At 69.9% G+C, this 16,106-nt stretch carries 11 protein-coding genes; 5 read left to right on the forward strand and 6 right to left on the reverse strand.

From position 1 onward, the window contains the following. Positions 1-160 precede the first annotated feature (160 nt). The 6 genes from OTB19_RS32975 to OTB19_RS33000 form a co-directional block, all read right to left on the reverse strand. Positions 161-880 carry a PspA/IM30 family protein gene (locus tag OTB19_RS32975; RefSeq protein ID WP_267802369.1) on the reverse strand — a complete coding sequence of 240 codons (720 nt, stop codon included), beginning with the start codon at positions 878-880 and terminating at the stop codon, positions 161-163. Positions 881-913: 33 nt separating this feature from the next. Beyond that, entirely contained in the window at positions 914-3,067 is a 2,154-nt protein-coding gene (locus tag OTB19_RS32980; protein ID WP_420716963.1) for a TPM domain-containing protein, read from the reverse strand. A 70-nt stretch (positions 3,068-3,137) separates the two neighbouring features. Continuing rightward, the gene (locus tag OTB19_RS32985) at positions 3,138-3,911 is read right to left on the reverse strand and encodes a succinate dehydrogenase/fumarate reductase iron-sulfur subunit (RefSeq protein WP_267802370.1); all 774 of its coding nucleotides are present in this window, start codon (positions 3,909-3,911) and stop codon (positions 3,138-3,140) included. Next, positions 3,908-5,809 carry a fumarate reductase/succinate dehydrogenase flavoprotein subunit gene (locus OTB19_RS32990; RefSeq protein ID WP_267802371.1) on the reverse strand — a complete coding sequence of 634 codons (1,902 nt, stop codon included), beginning with the start codon at positions 5,807-5,809 and terminating at the stop codon, positions 3,908-3,910. Before OTB19_RS32990 ends, OTB19_RS32985 begins: the two co-directional genes overlap by 4 nt. Position 5,810: 1 nt before the next feature. Next, a complete protein-coding gene (locus OTB19_RS32995) occupies positions 5,811-6,635 on the reverse strand; it encodes a hypothetical protein (RefSeq protein ID WP_267802372.1) in 825 nt (274 codons plus the stop codon). A 123-nt stretch (positions 6,636-6,758) separates the two neighbouring features. Next, the gene (locus OTB19_RS33000) at positions 6,759-6,986 is read right to left on the reverse strand and encodes a hypothetical protein (protein WP_267802373.1); all 228 of its coding nucleotides are present in this window, start codon (positions 6,984-6,986) and stop codon (positions 6,759-6,761) included. Between the two features lie 355 nt (positions 6,987-7,341). Here OTB19_RS33000 and OTB19_RS33005 point away from each other — a divergent pair, with 355 nt between their 5' ends. The 5 genes from OTB19_RS33005 to OTB19_RS33025 all read left to right on the forward strand — a co-directional run bounded on the left by OTB19_RS33005 (position 7,342) and on the right by OTB19_RS33025 (position 16,097). After that, positions 7,342-9,759, forward strand: a complete 2,418-nt coding sequence (locus tag OTB19_RS33005; RefSeq protein ID WP_267802374.1) for an ABC transporter family substrate-binding protein — start codon at positions 7,342-7,344, stop codon at positions 9,757-9,759. Positions 9,760-10,129: 370 nt separating this feature from the next. Beyond that, positions 10,130-12,034, forward strand: coding sequence for a translational GTPase TypA (typA, locus tag OTB19_RS33010; RefSeq protein WP_267802375.1), 1,905 nt, complete (start codon positions 10,130-10,132; stop codon positions 12,032-12,034). A gap of 446 nt (positions 12,035-12,480) precedes the next feature. Then, a complete protein-coding gene (locus tag OTB19_RS33015; RefSeq protein ID WP_267802376.1) occupies positions 12,481-14,100 on the forward strand; it encodes a peptide ABC transporter substrate-binding protein in 1,620 nt (539 codons plus the stop codon). A gap of 94 nt (positions 14,101-14,194) precedes the next feature. Then, positions 14,195-15,139, forward strand: a complete 945-nt coding sequence (locus OTB19_RS33020; protein ID WP_266949638.1) for an ABC transporter permease — start codon at positions 14,195-14,197, stop codon at positions 15,137-15,139. Continuing rightward, on the forward strand, positions 15,132-16,097 hold the full coding sequence (locus tag OTB19_RS33025; RefSeq protein WP_267802377.1) for an ABC transporter permease: 966 nt from the start codon (positions 15,132-15,134) through the stop codon (positions 16,095-16,097). The genes OTB19_RS33020 and OTB19_RS33025 overlap by 8 nt, the downstream gene beginning before the upstream one ends. Positions 16,098-16,106: the final 9 nt, after the last annotated feature.

Below are 16,106 nucleotides of genomic sequence, written 5' to 3' on the forward strand. Positions count from 1 at the left end.
CGCCAAGATGGACGACTACATGATCAAACGGAACGAGACCGCCCGCCCCTTCAAGTGGACCTACGCCGCCAGCCCCCTCCAGGAAGCCTGAACCCCCCTCCACGAACTTTCGCGGAGCAGCACTAGTGCTGTGACACGGTGAACCTTTCCGGTCACAGCACTAGGCCGCCCGGCCGGACTTGAGCGCGGCCAGGCGGGCCTCGATCTCCGAGGACTTGTCGAGGTCGTCCAGGGACTCGAACTGGGCGTCCAGCGAGGACGCGGCCAGTTCCTGCTTGCCCAGCGCCATGGCCTCCTCGCGTCGGACCTTGTCCTCGAACCGGTTCAGGTCACTGGTGGGGTCCATGACGTCGATGTTCTTCACCGCGTCCATCATCGTGTTCTGCGCCTGCGCGGTCTTGGCGCGGGCCACCAGCTCGTCGCGCTTCGACGTCAGCTCGGTCAGCTTGTTCCGCATCGAGTCCAGGCCGGACTTCAGCTTCGCGACGACCTCCGTCTGGGCGGCGATCGTCGGCTCCGCCGTCTTCGCCTCCTTCTCGGACTGCAACTGCCGGCCGAGCGCGACCTTGGCGAGGTTGTCGAACCGGTCCGCGTCGGCCGCCGATCCGCCGGCGCGCAGTTCGTCCGCCTTCCGGCTCGCCGCGAGCGCCTTGTCGCCCCACTCCGAGGCCGCCTCCACGTCCTCCTTGTGGTCCGCCTCCAGCATCCGCAGGTTGCCGATGGTGGTGGCGACGGCCTGCTCCGCCTCCGAGATGTTGTTCGTGTAGTCCCGGATCAGCTGGTCCAGCATCTTCTGCGGGTCCTCCGCCTGGTCCAGCAGCGCGTTGATGTTCGCCTTGGCGAGCTGGGTGACACGGCCGAGGATGGTCTGCTTGCTCATGTGCCTGTACTCCCGGGTAGAGGTGGGGTGACGTCAGAAGCGGCCGCCGCCGCCCATGCGACCGCGGGTGCCGCCGCCGCCGAAGGAGCCCGGCCCGCGGCCGCCGCCCCCGCCGAAGGAGCCCGGCCCGCGGCCGCCGCCCCCGCCGAAGGACCCCCCGCCGCCGCCGAAACCGCCGCCCCTGTGCCGGCCGCCGCCGAGGATCTCGCCGAGGATGATCCCGCCGAGCACCGCGCCGCCCATGCCGCCCTGCCGCGGCCGGCCGGCGCCGCCGTACGGGTCCTGGTAGGCCCGTACGTCCTGTTCGGCGAGCTGCTGGGCCTGCCGCGCGAGCGAGTCCGCCTGCTGGGCCTCCGCCAGCGCGCCCGCCGGATCCGTGCCGGTCAGGGCGAGGGAGCGCTCCAGGTGCCGCTGCGCCTCCGCCAGCCTGGTCCGGGCCTGGCTGCCGACCGCGCCCCGACTCGTGGTGACGTAGTCCGCCGCCGCGCCGATGGCGCTGCGGGCCGACAGCAGCGCCTGCTCCAGCAGGCCCGCCGCCCGCTGCCGGCCGCTCTCCCGCTCACGGGCCCCCGCGAGGGCCTCGTCGAGGGCCGCGTCGGCCTCCTCGACCCGGCGCAACGCGTCGATCGGGTCGTACCGGCCGGCCGCCTGCTCCCGCCGCACGTCCGCCAGGACCGACTCGGCGCGACCGATCCGCCCGCTCAGGTCCGCCGTCGAGGTCCCCTGCGCGGTACCGCTCAGCAGACCGCGGGCGTCCGCGAGGTCCGTGTCGGTCTCGCTCAGCGCCACGGGCAGTTTCCCGGCCGCCTCCGCGAGTTCCCGCGCGCGCCGCTCCACCGCGTCCACCAGGGTCGTCGCCTGGTCGACGGCGCTCTCGGCGGCCCGGACGTGGACGGCGGCCCTGCCGTTGTCGCCGGCGTCGATCGCGGCCCGCGCCTCGCCGAGGCTGGTCGTCGCGAACAGCAGCCGGTCCTTGGCCTGTTCCGGGTTGGAGGCGACCGGGGCGGCCGCGGAGTCCGCGTAGCGACCCGTCAGCGCCGTCAGGGTGGCCGCGGCCGTGGTCGTACGGCCGGTCAGTGCGCGGAAGTGCGCCTCGACGGTCTCCAGTGCCCGCGGGGCGTTCTTCTCCAGGTCCCGCAGCCGGTCGAAGTCCGCCGTCTCGGCGTCGAGCCGACGGTTCGCCTCCGTGCAGCGGGTCACGATCTCGTCCACCATCCGGCGGCGGGTCGCGTCGTCCTCCGGGTAGGCGTCGTCCAGTTGCTGACGCAGTCGGAAGGCGTGCGTCAGCTCGCCCTTGGCGTACTCCACGGCCTCGGTGAAGGCCCCCACGGCCTCCTCGCCGAACTGCGCCGAGGCGAACCCGAGTTCCTCGGTGCTGGTGCGGACCGCGTCGTCGGTCTCCACCAGCAGCGCCTTCGCCCGCGCGTCGAGTTCCGGCAGGGCGAGGGGGGCCGCCGCACCGCCCTGACCGCCCCAGCCCGGCCCGGTCGTCGTCCCGCGCCCCGCGCCGGCGCCCTTGCCGCGCTTGCGGCGGCTGTACGCGTACGCGCCGAGCGCGCCCGCCGCGCCGACGACGACCACCGGCAGGACGAAGTCCCCGGCGCCGTCGCCGCTCGCGGACCCGCCCGGATCCGCCTCGCCGGGGGTGAGCGTGGGCACGGGCACGGGCAGGCCGCCCAGGACGGCGTTGTACCCGTTGGCCGCGCCGATCGCGGCGCCCGCCCAGTCGTTCTCCCGCAGGGCGGGCTCGATGGCGGTCCGCGCGACGCCGGCCAGCTGCTGTTCGGTGAAGCCGGAGTCCACGTCGGCCGAATAGGCGTACTGCCGGTCGCCGGTCGCCACGGCCAACAGGACGTCGTTCTGACCGAGCCCGTTCTTCTGCGCCGTGGCGTCCGCCCAGCTCTGGGGGGAACGCCCGGAGAAGTCCCGCACGTACGTGACGAAGAGCTGGATCCTGCGGTCGGCGTACAGCTTGTCCAGCGCGGACACGACGGCCGGCGCGCGGTCGCCCAGCGCCCCGACCCGGTCGGTGATCTGCCCCTGCTTGGACAGCGTCACGGGATCGTCGGCGCGGGCGGGCGGCGCCGACGACACCCCCCACCCGCCGACCGCCAGCAGCGCGGCGCAGAGCGCGAGTGCGGCCCGTACTGCCGGCCCGGCGGTGGTGCGTCTCTTCGGCGGAGTCACATTTCGGAGCGTATGGGCGGTTTCCCGCCCCCGCACCCGGAGTGATCACCGGATCGCACGCACGCGATCGCTACCGGGTCGAACGCCGGCCGATCTTGTTCCCGAGCCAGACCAGGGGATCGTAGGAGCGGTCCACCACGCGTTCCTTCAGGGGGATCAGCGCGTTGTCCGTGATCTTGATGCCCTCGGGGCAGACCTCCGTACAGCACTTGGTGATGTTGCAGTAGCCCAGCCCGTGCTCGTCCTGGGCCGTGCGCTTGCGGTCCAGGCCCGCCTCGGCGGCCGCGTCCAACGGGTGCATGTCCAGCTCCGCCACCCGCATGAGGAAGCGCGGACCGGCGAAGGAGGTCTTGTTCTCCTCGTGGTCCCGCACCACGTGACAGGTGTCCTGGCACAGGAAGCACTCGATGCACTTGCGGAACTCCTGCGAGCGCTCCACGTCCACCTGCCGCATCCGGTACGCGCCGGGCGCCACCCCCTCCGGCGGCACGAAGGCCGGCACCTCGCGCGCCTTCTCGTAGTTGAACGACACGTCCGTGACCAGGTCCCGGATCACCGGGAAGGCCCGCAGCGGGGTGACCGTGATCGTCTCCTCGCGGTCGAAGACGGACATGCGGGTCATGCACATCAGCCGCGGCCGGCCGTTGACCTCCGCGCTGCACGAGCCGCACTTGCCCGCCTTGCAGTTCCAGCGGACCGCGAGATCCGACGCCTGGGTGGCCTGGAGCCGGTGCACGATGTCCAGGACCACCTCCCCGTCGTGCACCTCCACCGTGAAGTCCCGCAGCTCCCCGCCCTCCGCGTCGCCCCGCCAGATCCGGAAGTGGGCGTCGTAGTCAGTCACTCGTGGAGCTCCTCTTCGGCGAGGTACTTGACCAGCTCGTCCTTCTCGAACAGGGCGAGCAGGTCGGGACGGATGGGTTCGGTGCGGACCCGCGTGAGCTCGATCCGGTCGGCCGCGGGATCGGCGGGCGCCGGGTCCACCGGCCGGCACAGCAGGTTCACCGGCCGCCAGTCCCGCTCCATCGCCGGGCAGTCCTCGCGGGTGTGCCCGCCGCGGCTCTCGGTGCGTTCCAGGGCCGCCCGGGCCACGCACTCGCTGACCAGCAGCATGTTCCGCAGGTCCAGCGCCAGGTGCCAGCCCGGGTTGAACTGCCGGTGGCCCTCGACCCCGGCGCGCGCCGCCCGCTCCCGCAGACCCGCGAGCCGCTCCAGGGCCTCGGTCATCTCGCCGGCCCGGCGGATGATCCCGACCAGGTCGTTCATGGTCGTCTGGAGCTCCTGGTGCAGCGTGTACGGGTTCTCCGCGCCCTCCGCGGCGTGGAACGGGGCCAGCGCCTCCTGCGCCGCCGCGTCGATCTCCGTCGGGGATATGGCCGGGCGTTCGGCGGACGAGGCGGCGTGCGCCGCCGCGTGCAGCCCGGCCCGCCGACCGAAGACCAGCAGGTCGGACAGGGAGTTGCCGCCCAGCCGGTTCGAGCCGTGCATGCCGCCCGCGACCTCGCCGGCGGCGAACAGCCCCGGCACCCCCAGGGTGGCCGCGGTGTCGGACTCCACCGCGATCCCGCCCATCACGTAGTGACAGGTCGGGCCGACCTCCATCGCCTCGGCCGTGATGTCCACGTCCGCCAGCTCCTTGAACTGGTGGTACATCGACGGCAGCCGCCGCCTGATCCGCTCGGCGGGCATCCGGGTGGACACGTCCAGGAACACCCCGCCGTGCGGGGACCCGCGACCCGCCTTGACCTCGGAGTTGATGGCCCGCGCCACCTCGTCGCGGGGCAGCAGCTCCGGCGGGCGCCGGTTGTGGTCCGGGTCCTCGTACCAGCGGTCGCCCTCCTCCTCGGACTCCGCGTACTTCTCCTTGAAGACGTCCGGGACGTAGTCGAACATGAACCGCTTGCCCTCGCTGTTGCGCAGCACCCCGCCGTCGCCGCGCACCGACTCGGTGACGAGGATCCCCTTCACCGAGGGCGGCCAGACCATGCCCGTCGGGTGGAACTGCACGAACTCCATGTTCAGCAGCGGCGCGCCCGCGAGGAGGGCCAGCGCGTGGCCGTCGCCCGTGTACTCCCAGGAGTTCGAGGTGGTCTTGAAGGACTTCCCGATCCCGCCCGTGGCCAGCACCACGGCCGGCGCCTCCAGGACGAAGAAGCGGCCGCTCTCGCGCTCGTAGCAGAAGGTCCCCGAAACCCGCTCCCCGTCCTTCAGGACCCGGGTGACCGTGCACTCCTGGAAGACCTTGAGCCGGGCCTCGTGGTCGCCGTGCTCCCTGAAGTCCTCCTGCTGGAGCTGGACGATCTTCTGCTGGAGGGTGCGGATCAGTTCCAGGCCGGTCCGGTCGCCGACGTGGGCGAGGCGCGGGTACTCGTGGCCGCCGAAGTTGCGCTGGGAGATCCTCCCGTCGGGCGTCCGGTCGAACAAGGCGCCCCAGGTCTCCAACTCCCAGACCCGGTCCGGTGCTTCCTTCGCGTGCAGCTCGGCCATCCGCCACTGGTTGAGGAACTTGCCGCCGCGCAGGGTGTCGCGGAAGTGCACCTGCCAGTTGTCGCCCTCGTTCACGTTGCCCATGGAGGCGGCGATCCCGCCCTCCGCCATCACCGTGTGGGCCTTGCCGAAGAGGGACTTGCAGATCACGGCCGTACGGGCGCCCCGTTCGCGGGCCTCGATCGCGGCCCGCAACCCGGCGCCGCCCGCACCGACCACGACCACGTCCCACTGCTGTCGGTCGACTTGAGCCATGTCAGAAGATCCTCGGGTCGGTGAAGGCGCCGCCGGCGACCAGGTAGACGTAGAAATCGCACGCGGCGACGCTGATCAGCGAGGCCCACGCGAGTTGCATGTGACGGGTGTTGAGCCCGCTCACCCACCCCCAGAGCCGGTAGCGCACCGGGTGCTTGGAGAAGTGCTTCAGGCGGCCGCCCATGATGTGCCGGCAGGAATGGCACGACAGGGTGTAGGCCCAGATCAGCACGATGTTGACCAGGAACAACAGCGTCCCGAGGCCCATGTGGCCCCACTCGTAACGGTCGTCGCGGAAGGTCAGCACGGTGTCGTAGGTGAGGATGCCCGCGACCGGCACCGCCGCGTAGAAGAAGTACCGGTGCACGTTCTGGAGGATCAGCGGGAAGCGGGTCTCCCCGGTGTACCTCGCGTGCGGCTCGGCGACGGCGCAGGCGGGCGGCGAGGCCCAGAAGCCCCGGTAGTAGGCCTTGCGGTAGTAGTAGCAGGTCAGCCGGAAGCCGAGCGGGAAGATCAGGATCAGCAGGGCGGGGGACAGGCCCCACCAGCTGCCGAGGAGGTCCGCGTTGGGGCCGCCGCGCATCGTCGCGCAGTTCTCCGCCAGACAGGGGGAGTAGAAGGGCGAGACGTACGGGGCCGCGTAGTAGTCGGCGTTCGAGAAGGCCCGCCACGTCGAGTAGACGATGAAGGCGAGCAGTCCCGCCGCGGTGCCGGCGGGCGACAGCCACCACCGGTCGGTCCGCAGATGTCGGGCGGCGATCGAAGCCCTGGTGGGCCCGTGGACCCCGCCGGTCCGCTGTCGGGATGGTTCCGTGCCTGTGGCCAAGGGGGACTCCGGGTGGAGTGATGAGGGAGTGATCGGTGCCACGGCGTGCGCCGGTGGTACGCGAGTGGTGCGAGGCGCGCATGCGGCGGGGGAAGCGCCGGGGGTGGTGCCCAGCCGGGTCGGTCAGGGGGCGCGCCGGTCGCGGGCGCCGAGACCCTCGTCGTCGGTGTCCGTCCACAGCGTGCTGTCGTACGGCGCGTCGGGGATGGTCACCATCCGGGACGGGTCGGGAGCCGCGGCCCGAGGGCCCTGCGGATCCCGGCGCCCCGCCGTGCGCTCCAGCCGCTCGACCTTGCGGACGAGCTCGTCGAGGTCGCGTCGTACGGCGGTCAAATCATCGTGCAGGGACATGACTTGCCCTCACTTCCGCGGGTGCGGTGGCCGTGCTCACGGGCGCCTGAGAGTGTCGCCCCTCCCGTCCCCGGTTGTGAAGGCACGTGCACCGATTGCGGGCGCGAGGGCTTGATCCGTGCGCCCCCGCACCCCCGTCCCCGTCCCTCTTCCGGGGGAACGCGCGCTTGCGCCGCCGGGGCGATTGGTCCGCACGGGTGGGGTTCGCGGCGTGGCGAGGGTGTGGTGCGGGAGACCCGGGGGGCCGTGGATTTCAGTGGGCTTCGGCACCCAGTGTGATCAGCTCCATATACCGCCGAACGTGATCAAGTCCCCCCTGCTCACGCACCCACGCCCCGCCCCGGAGGTACCACCCATGACCCAGAGAAGGCGCAGGTCCTTGGCGCTCCTGACCTCGGGAGTCCTCGCACTGCCGCTGCTCGCGGGATGCGGCGCGGGTGAGGACGACGGCGGCCCGGCCGCCGCGGGCCAGGACATCGCGACGACCGCCCGCGACCGGGTCGTCGACGGCGGTGTCCTGCGCTGGGCCGTGGACAACCTCCCGGACACCCTGAACACCTTCCAGGCCGACGCCGACGCCGCCACCGGCCGCATCGCCGGGGCGGTGCTGCCCCAACTGTTCGTCATGGACGCCAAGGGGCGCCCGGTGGTCAACCCGGACTACCTGGAGAAGGCCGAGGTCACCGAGCGCGAGCCCAAGCAGGTCGTGCTGTACAAGCTGAACCAGCAGGCGGTGTGGAGCGACGGCCGGGAGATCGGGGCCGCCGACTTCGTGGCCCAGTGGAGGGCCCTGAACGGCAAGGACTCGGCGTACTGGACCGCCCGCAACGCCGGCTACGAGCGCATCGAGAAGATCGAGCGGGGCAAGACCGACCTGGAGGTCAAGGTCACCTTCGCCAAGCCGTACGCCGACTGGCGCTCCCTCTTCAGCCCGCTCTACCCGAAGCAGGTCACGGGCACCCCCGAGGCCTTCAACGAAGGCGCCCGCGGCGCCCTCAAGGTGACCGCCGGACCCTTCAACCTCGGGGCCGTCGACAAGAAGACCGGCACCGTGGCGCTCACCCGCAACGCCCGCTGGTGGGGCCGCCCCGCCAAGCTGGACACCCTGGTCCTCACGGCCGTCCCCCGCGCCGAACGCCCGGCCGCCCTGGCCGCCGGCCGCCTCGACATGGCGGAGATCGACCGCGCCGGCGCCGACCGGATCGCCCTCGCCCTGCGCGACGGCGGCCGGGCCTCGGGCGCCAAGGGCGCGCACGGTCCCGGCACCTCCGTGACGGCCGCCCAGGCCACCCTGTCCTGGGCGTTGGCGTACGGGCAGGACGAGAGCAAGGCCGCCGCCGAACAGGAGACCCGCCGCAAGGACGCGGAAGCGGTCAGGAAGTACGCCGACGAGCAGGCGGCCCTGCGCACCTTCACGGTCCGCAAGTCGCTGGAGCCCGCCTACACGCAGCTCGCGATGAACGGCTCCACCGGCCCCCTCGCCGACGAGCGGGTCCGACGCGCCGTGGCCCGCGCCCTGGACCGCAAGGCGCTGGCCGAGATCGTGCTGAAGCCGCTCGGCCTGCCCGCGAAGCCGGTGGGCAGCCACCTGGCGCTCGCCGGGCAGCGCGCGTACGCCGACAACAGCGACGCGCTCGGCGGCCAGGACACCCAGGCTGCCCAGGCCCTGCTCGCCGACGCCGGATGGCGCCAGGGCGGCAAGCTCACCGCGCCGCTGGGCACCAAGGCCGGCCCCGAGAGCGACAAGACGGCCGGGCAGGACGACAGCAAGACCCCCTCGGGCCCGGGCACCGGCAACGACGGCCTCTACATCGTCGGCCAGGACGACGGGAAGGCCGGCGACGCCAAGGCGCCGGCCCGCGCGCCCGGCGACCACGACGGCTCCGACGGCGACCACGACGAGGACCTCCCCGAGGGCCGGCTGCCGGACGGCGAGATCGTCGACGCGGACGCCGCCGCACCCGAGGCCCGCGAGGGGCGGCTCTCCCCGGTGCCGGCCCCGGCCCCGTTCGCGGCGGCGCAGGAGAAGACCCTGCTCGGCCAGGCGGAGGCCCAGGCCCGGGCCCAGGAGGAAGCCGGGACCGAGGACCAGGCGCAGGACGACGGAAAGCGCGGCCCGACCCTCGACGGCGAGGAGGGCGAGGACGACAAGGAGCCCGCCAAGGCCAGCCCGGCCCCGGCCAAGCAGGCCCACACCTCGGGCAGCGTGCTCGCCAAGGACGGCAAGCCGCTCACCCTGCGCTTCGTCCTTCCCTCCGGCCCCGGCTCGGAGGCCCTGCGGGCGGTCGGCGAGCGGATCTCGCAGATGCTGCGCAAGCTCGGCGTGAACACCGAGCTGACCAAGGTGGCGGACGACAGCTTCTTCAAGGACCACATCGCCTCGGGCCAGTACGACCTGGCCCTGTACTCCTGGCCGGCGACGGCCTACCCGGCCACCGACGCCCGGCCCATCTTCGCGAAGCCGGAACCCGCCGCCGACGGCTCCCTTCTCGTCGAACAGAACTACACCCGGGTCGGCACGGACCACATCGACCAGCTCTTCGACCAGGCCGTCGGCGAACTGGACGAGGACCAGTCCCGCGAGCTGATGCGCAAGGCCGACGCCCGGATCTGGGCCGCGGCCGGCTCCGTCCCGCTGTACCAGCGCCCCGAGCTGGTCGCCGTCAAGCCGAATCTGGTCAACGCGGGCGCCTTCGGCCTCGGCGCCCCCCGCTTCCAGGACATCGGCTGGAAGAAGGCCGCCCCGGCCAAGGGCGACGAGAAGAAGAAGTAGGACGCGGGGAGAAGAAGTGGTGACAAAGGGGGGTTCGGCAGGTTGACCCACGGGTCACAAGCTCAGAAGTGACTCAAGTCCCTTGCCCGCCGGGCACCCGGCGGGCAAGGTCGTTGATACCCGTTGACCCGCGTGAACACCCTGTAGACCTGCGTGAATCCCCAGTGGACACAGGCGTCTGGCGCGACCGAGACACCCCACCTCATCCTCGGTCCCGCTCAGTCGTCCGGCCTCTTGACAGACCCCCCGGCAGCCGGTTCCCGCCATCCGACGTACGATGGGGTAAGGCCGTGGCAGGTTTTCCGCCCGGTCGAGGCTCGCGTGCCGGACCGTACGCGCCGCCATCCACGATCCCGGGAGAAGCGCCGAAGTGCCCACGCGCCACGACATCCGTAACGTCGCCATCGTCGCCCACGTCGACCATGGCAAGACGACCATCGTCGATGCCATGCTCAAGCAGGCCGGTGCCTTCGCCGCCCACCAGCACCTCGACGACCGCATGATGGACTCGAACGACCTGGAGCGTGAGAAGGGCATCACGATCCTCGCCAAGAACACGGCGGTGAAGTACCACCCCAAGGACGGCGGGGCGCCCATCACGATCAACATCATCGACACCCCCGGCCACGCCGACTTCGGTGGTGAGGTCGAGCGCGGTCTGTCGATGGTGGACGCGGTCGTCCTGCTGGTGGACGCGTCGGAGGGCCCGCTGCCCCAGACCCGCTTCGTGCTGCGCAAGGCGCTGCAGGCGAAGATGCCGGTCATCCTCTGCATCAACAAGACGGACCGTCCGGACTCCCGGATCGACGAGGTCGTCAACGAGACGTACGACCTCTTCCTCGACCTGGACGCCGACGAGGAGCAGATCGAGTTCCCGATCGTCTACGCCTGTGGCCGTGACGGCGTCGCCTCGCTGACCAAGCCCGAGGACGGCACCGTCCCCGCGGACAGCGACAGCCTGGAGCCGTTCTTCTCCACCATCCTGGAGCACGTCCCCGCCCCGGTGTTCGACGAGGAGGCCCCCCTCCAGGCCCACGTCACCAACCTGGACGCCGACAACTTCCTCGGCCGCATCGCCCTGGTGCGCGTCGAGCAGGGCGAGCTCCGCAAGGGTCAGACCGTCGCCTGGATCAAGCGCGACGGCACCATCTCCAACGTCCGCATCACCGAGCTGATGATGACCGAGGCGCTCACCCGCAAGCCGGCCGAGGTGGCGGGCCCGGGTGACATCTGCGCCGTCGCCGGTTTCCCCGACATCATGATCGGCGAGACCCTCGCCGACCCGGAGAACCCGATCGCGCTCCCGCTGATCTCGGTCGACGAGCCGGCGATCTCCATGACCATCGGCACGAACACCTCCCCGATGGTCGGCCGCGGCGGCAGCGGCAAGGGCGCGGACGCCAAGTCCGCGGTCAAGGACCGCAAGGTCACCGCCCGCCAGGTCAAGGACCGCCTCGACCGCGAGCTGATCGGCAACGTCTCGCTCCGCGTCCTCGACACCGAGCGCCCCGACGCCTGGGAGGTCCAGGGCCGCGGTGAGCTCGCGCTGGCCATCCTGGTCGAGCAGATGCGCCGCGAGGGCTTCGAGCTGACCATCGGCAAGCCGCAGGTCGTCACGCAGGAGATCGACGGCAAGGTGCACGAGCCGGTCGAGCGCATGACGGTCGACGTCCCCGAGGAGCACATGGGCGCGGTCACGCAGCTCATGGGCGTCCGCAAGGGCCGCATGGACAACATGTCGAACCACGGCTCCGGCTGGGTCCGCATGGAGTTCGTCGTCCCGTCGCGCGGTCTCATCGGCTTCCGTACCGAGTTCCTGACCGGTACGCGCGGCACCGGCATCGCGCACTCGATCCACGAGGGCCACGAGCCGTGGTTCGGCCAGCTGGTGACCCGTAACAACGGTTCCCTGGTCGCCGACCGCGCCGGCTCCGTGACGCCGTTCGCGATGATCAACCTCCAGGAGCGCGGTGTCCTGTTCACCGAGCCCGGCACCGAGGTGTACGAGGGCATGATCGTCGGCGAGAACTCGCGCTCCGACGACATGGACGTGAACATCACCAAGGAGAAGAAGCTCACCAACATGCGTGCGGCTTCGGCGGACAACACCGAGAACGTGGTGCCGCCCCGCAAGCTGTCCCTGGAGCAGTCCCTGGAGTTCTGCCGCGACGACGAGTGCGTCGAGGTGACCCCGGAGGCCGTCCGCATCCGCAAGGTCGTCCTGGACCAGAAGGAGCGCTCGCGCACCGCTTCGCGCGCCAAGTCCGGCAAGTAGGCACGCAGTACCAGGGCTTCTCGGCCGCCGCTCCGCGGCCGGCCGAAACTCGTCCTGTGGCACGGCCCCGCCCCTCACGGATCATCGTGAGGGGCGGGGCCGTTCGCGTTTGTCAACCGGATTGTTTCGTTCTGGTGTCCGGATACCGATCGTGACACTCCGGATGATGAGCTAACCGTCCGTTTCGCACGTGTCTGTCTCCTATCTGTTTGTCCGGATTTCGGGTTTTCGCCATGCGGTGATGTTGTGAAAACGAGACCACTTAAGTGTGGTTTACGGTCTGGCAGTCCCCGAGGATGGCTCCATTGAGCTCGGGTCAATGGGTCACACGCTGTGGGGAGCGTCGACTCACGAGCACACACGATGGGACCGGATTTCGCTGTCAGGGGTGTCAGCGAGCCGGGTCCTTCACGAATCGACAGTGACTCCTGAGGAGGCAATTACCCATGCGCGGAGCAACGAGCGCCAAGTGGGTCGCGGGTGCCGTCATCGTGGCGATGGCTGCCACGGCTTGCAGCACCAGCAAGGACAACGCAGGCGAGGGTGGCGGCAACATCACCGTGCAGCTTGGTGAGCCGCAGCACGGCCTGGTCGGTCAGAACACCGCCGAGTCCGAAGGTGCCGAGGTCCTCCACGCGCTCTTCACCGGTCTGGTCAACTACGACAACAAGACCAACGAGCCGAAGCTCGCGGTCGCCGAGTCCATCGAGACCACGGACTCGAAGACCTGGACGATCAAGATCAAGGACGGCTACACCTTCCACAACGGCGAGAAGGTCGACGCCCAGTCGTTCGTCCGCGCCTGGAACTGGGGTGCCAACCAGGACAACGCCGCCGAGGGCCTGCCCTTCTTCGCGAAGATCGACGGTTCCGACGAGCTGGCCCCGGGCAAGGACAAGAAGCCCACCGCCAAGGAGCTCAAGGGCCTCAAGGTCGTTGACGAGAAGACCTTCACCGTCACGCTGAAGGAGTCCTTCTCCCAGTTCAAGACGATGCTGGGCTACAACGCCTTCTACCCGCTGCCGAAGGCCTTCGAGGCCGACCCGAAGAAGTTCGGCGAGGCCCCCATCGGCAACGGCGCCTTCCAGATGGACGGCGTCTGGGACCACAACAAGCAGATCAAGGTCAAGCGGTACGACAAGTACCCGGCCGAGGGTCGCGCCAAGCTGTCCGGCGTCACCTTCAAGATCTACGACAACCTGGACACGGCGTACAACGACCTGCGCGCCGACAACATCCAGATCCTGGACAAGCTCCCCATCTCGGCGATGGCCACCGTCTCCCAGGAGTTCGGCGAGCGCTACATCTACAAGCCCGAGTCCGGTGTCGGCTACCTCGGCCTGCCGCTCGAGCAGAACCCCGAGACCTTCGGCAAGCTGGAGATCCGTCAGGCGATCTCCATGGCCATCGACCGGGACGCCATCGGCAAGAGCATCTTCAACGGCACCCGCAAGCCGGCCGACGACTTCATCAGCCCGATCGTCCCCGGCTACCGCAAGGGCGCGCTCGGCGAGTTCGGCACGTACAACCCGGCCAAGGCGAAGGAGATCTTCGAGAAGGCCGGCGGCGTCCCGGGCAACAAGATGGAGCTCGGCTACAACGCCGACGGCGGCCACAAGGAGTGGATCGAGGCCGTCGCGAACCAGCTGAAGCAGAACCTCGGCATCGAGGTCACCGCCAAGCCGTACGCCAAGTTCGGCGACATGCTGGACGACCTGGGCGCCTCGAAGTACAAGGGCGCGTTCCGCATGGCGTGGTCCATGGACTACCCGGCGGCCGAGAACTACCTCCGTCCGATCTTCTCGAAGGTCGCGATCGAGAACGGCTCCAACTACGGCCACTACAAGAACGACGAGTTCGAGGCCGTCATGAAGCAGGCGGACGAGGCCAAGGACCCCGCTGAGGGTCTGAAGCTGTACCAGAAGGCCGATGACATCATCATCCGCGACCTTCCGTACATCCCCGTCTTCACGTACATGTCTTCTTCGGCCTACTCCAAGTCCGTGAAGAACGTCGAGGTCGACGCCCAGGGCCGCATGGACCTGGCGAACGTCGAACTCAGCTGACACCCCTCTTCACCAAGGGGACTGCGGGGGCGGGCAGGCGGAATCAGGTTTCCGCCCGCCCGCCCTTTCCCCCTGTTCTTCCGTTGGAGGTCTGATGGGCCGCTACCTCATCCGCCGACTCGTGCAGGCGATCCCTGTACTGCTCGGTGCCACGTTCCTCATCTATTGGCTGGCTTTCAAGCTCCCCGGTGACCCGATCCAGGCACTGGCCGGAGAGAAGAAGGCCGACCCGATCGTCGCGGCGATGCTTCGCGAGAAGTACCACCTCAACGACTCGTTCCTGTCCCAGTACTGGAACTACATAACCAACCTGTTCCAGGGCAACTTCGGCGAGACGCTCACCGGGCGTTCCGTCTGGGACAAGATCACCGAAGCCTTCCCCTACACGATGAACCTCGCGATCATCGCGTTCCTCATCGAGGCCGTCGTCGGCGTGCTCGCCGGCATCATGGCCGCGCTGCGCCGGGGCAAGTTCCTCGACCAGCTCGTCCTGCTCTCGACGCTGCTCGTGATCTCGATCCCGGTCTTCGTGAGCGGGTTCATCCTTCAGCTGACCTTGGGCGTCCAGCTCAAGAAGAGCTGGGGCATCGACTTCTTCTCCGTCTCCTTCAACGAGAACGACGGCATCCGCGCCTACCTCCTCCCGGCGCTGGTACTCGCCTCGACCTCGCTCGCGTACGTGGCCCGACTGACCCGTACGTCGATGATGGAGACGATGCGTGCCGACTACGTGCGCACCGCGACCGCGAAGGGCCTGCCCCGTCGCCGCGTCGTCGGCAACCACGCGCTGCGCAACGCGCTCATCCCGATCGTCACCTTCCTCGGCGCCGACCTCGGAGCCCTGATGGGCGGAGCGGTCATCACCGAGAAGATCTTCAACATCCACGGGATCGGCGGCCTGTTGGCCGAATCGGTGTACCGCAAGGAGGGCACCGTGATCGTGGGCGTCGTCTCGCTCCTGATCATCGTGTACCTCGTCGCCAACCTGATCGTGGACCTGCTCTACGCAGTGCTCGACCCGAGGATCCGCTATGCGTGACACAACTACGGTGGGGGATGAGTTGACCGACACCCAGACCGCCGAAGCCCCCTCCGCGAGCGGCCCGGTCACCAGGAACAACCGCAAGAAGACGAAGAAGGAGCGCGAGGCCAGTCTCTGGTCGGACGCCGTCTCGGACCTGCGCCGCAACCCGATCTTCCTGGTCGGCGGCGCGCTGGTCCTCGTCCTGCTCGTGCTCGCCGCCGTGCCCCAGTGGTTCACGTCCGGCAGCCCGTTCGACGCGGCCGCCTGCAACCTCTCGGACTCCCTGAAGAAGCCCAGCAGCGCCAACTGGTTCGGCTTCGACGTCCAGGGCTGTGACGTCTACACGCGTACGATCTGGGCCGCGCGCAACTCGATCATCGTCGGTGTGGTCACGACCACCCTGGTGCTCGTCGTCGGCGGCGCGCTCGGTCTGATCGCCGGCTGGGTCGGCGGTCTGCTCGACAGCGCCCTGTCCCGGTTCACCGAGATCTTCTTCGCCATCCCGCTGCTCCTCGGCGGCATGCTGATCATGTCGGGTCTCGGCAAGGGCAACGCCTGGACGGTCTCCATCGTGCTGGCCACCCTCGGCTGGCCGCAGATCTTCCGCATCATGCGCTCGTCGGTGCTCCAGAACAAGAACAACGACTACGTCGTCGCCGCCCGCGCGCTGGGCGCCGGCACGCTGCGCATCACGATGCGGCACATCCTGCCGAACGCCGTCGCCCCCGTCATCGTGGTCGGCGCGATCAGCCTCGGTGTGTACATCGGTGCCGAGTCCGCGCTGTCCTACCTCGGCATCGGTGTCCAGCCGCCCGGCATCTCCTGGGGCCTGATGGTCAGTGACGCTTCCGTCCGCTGGCTGCAGGCACCTCACGTGCTCCTCTTCCCGGCCGTCGCGCTGAGCATCACCGTGCTCGCGTTCATCATGGTCGGCGACGCGGTGCGCGACGCCCTCGACCCGAAGCTGCGCTGAGGAAGGGCG

Source organism: Streptomyces sp. H27-H5, assembly GCF_026627505.1.
Taxonomy (GTDB): Bacteria; Actinomycetota; Actinomycetes; order Streptomycetales; family Streptomycetaceae; genus Streptomyces.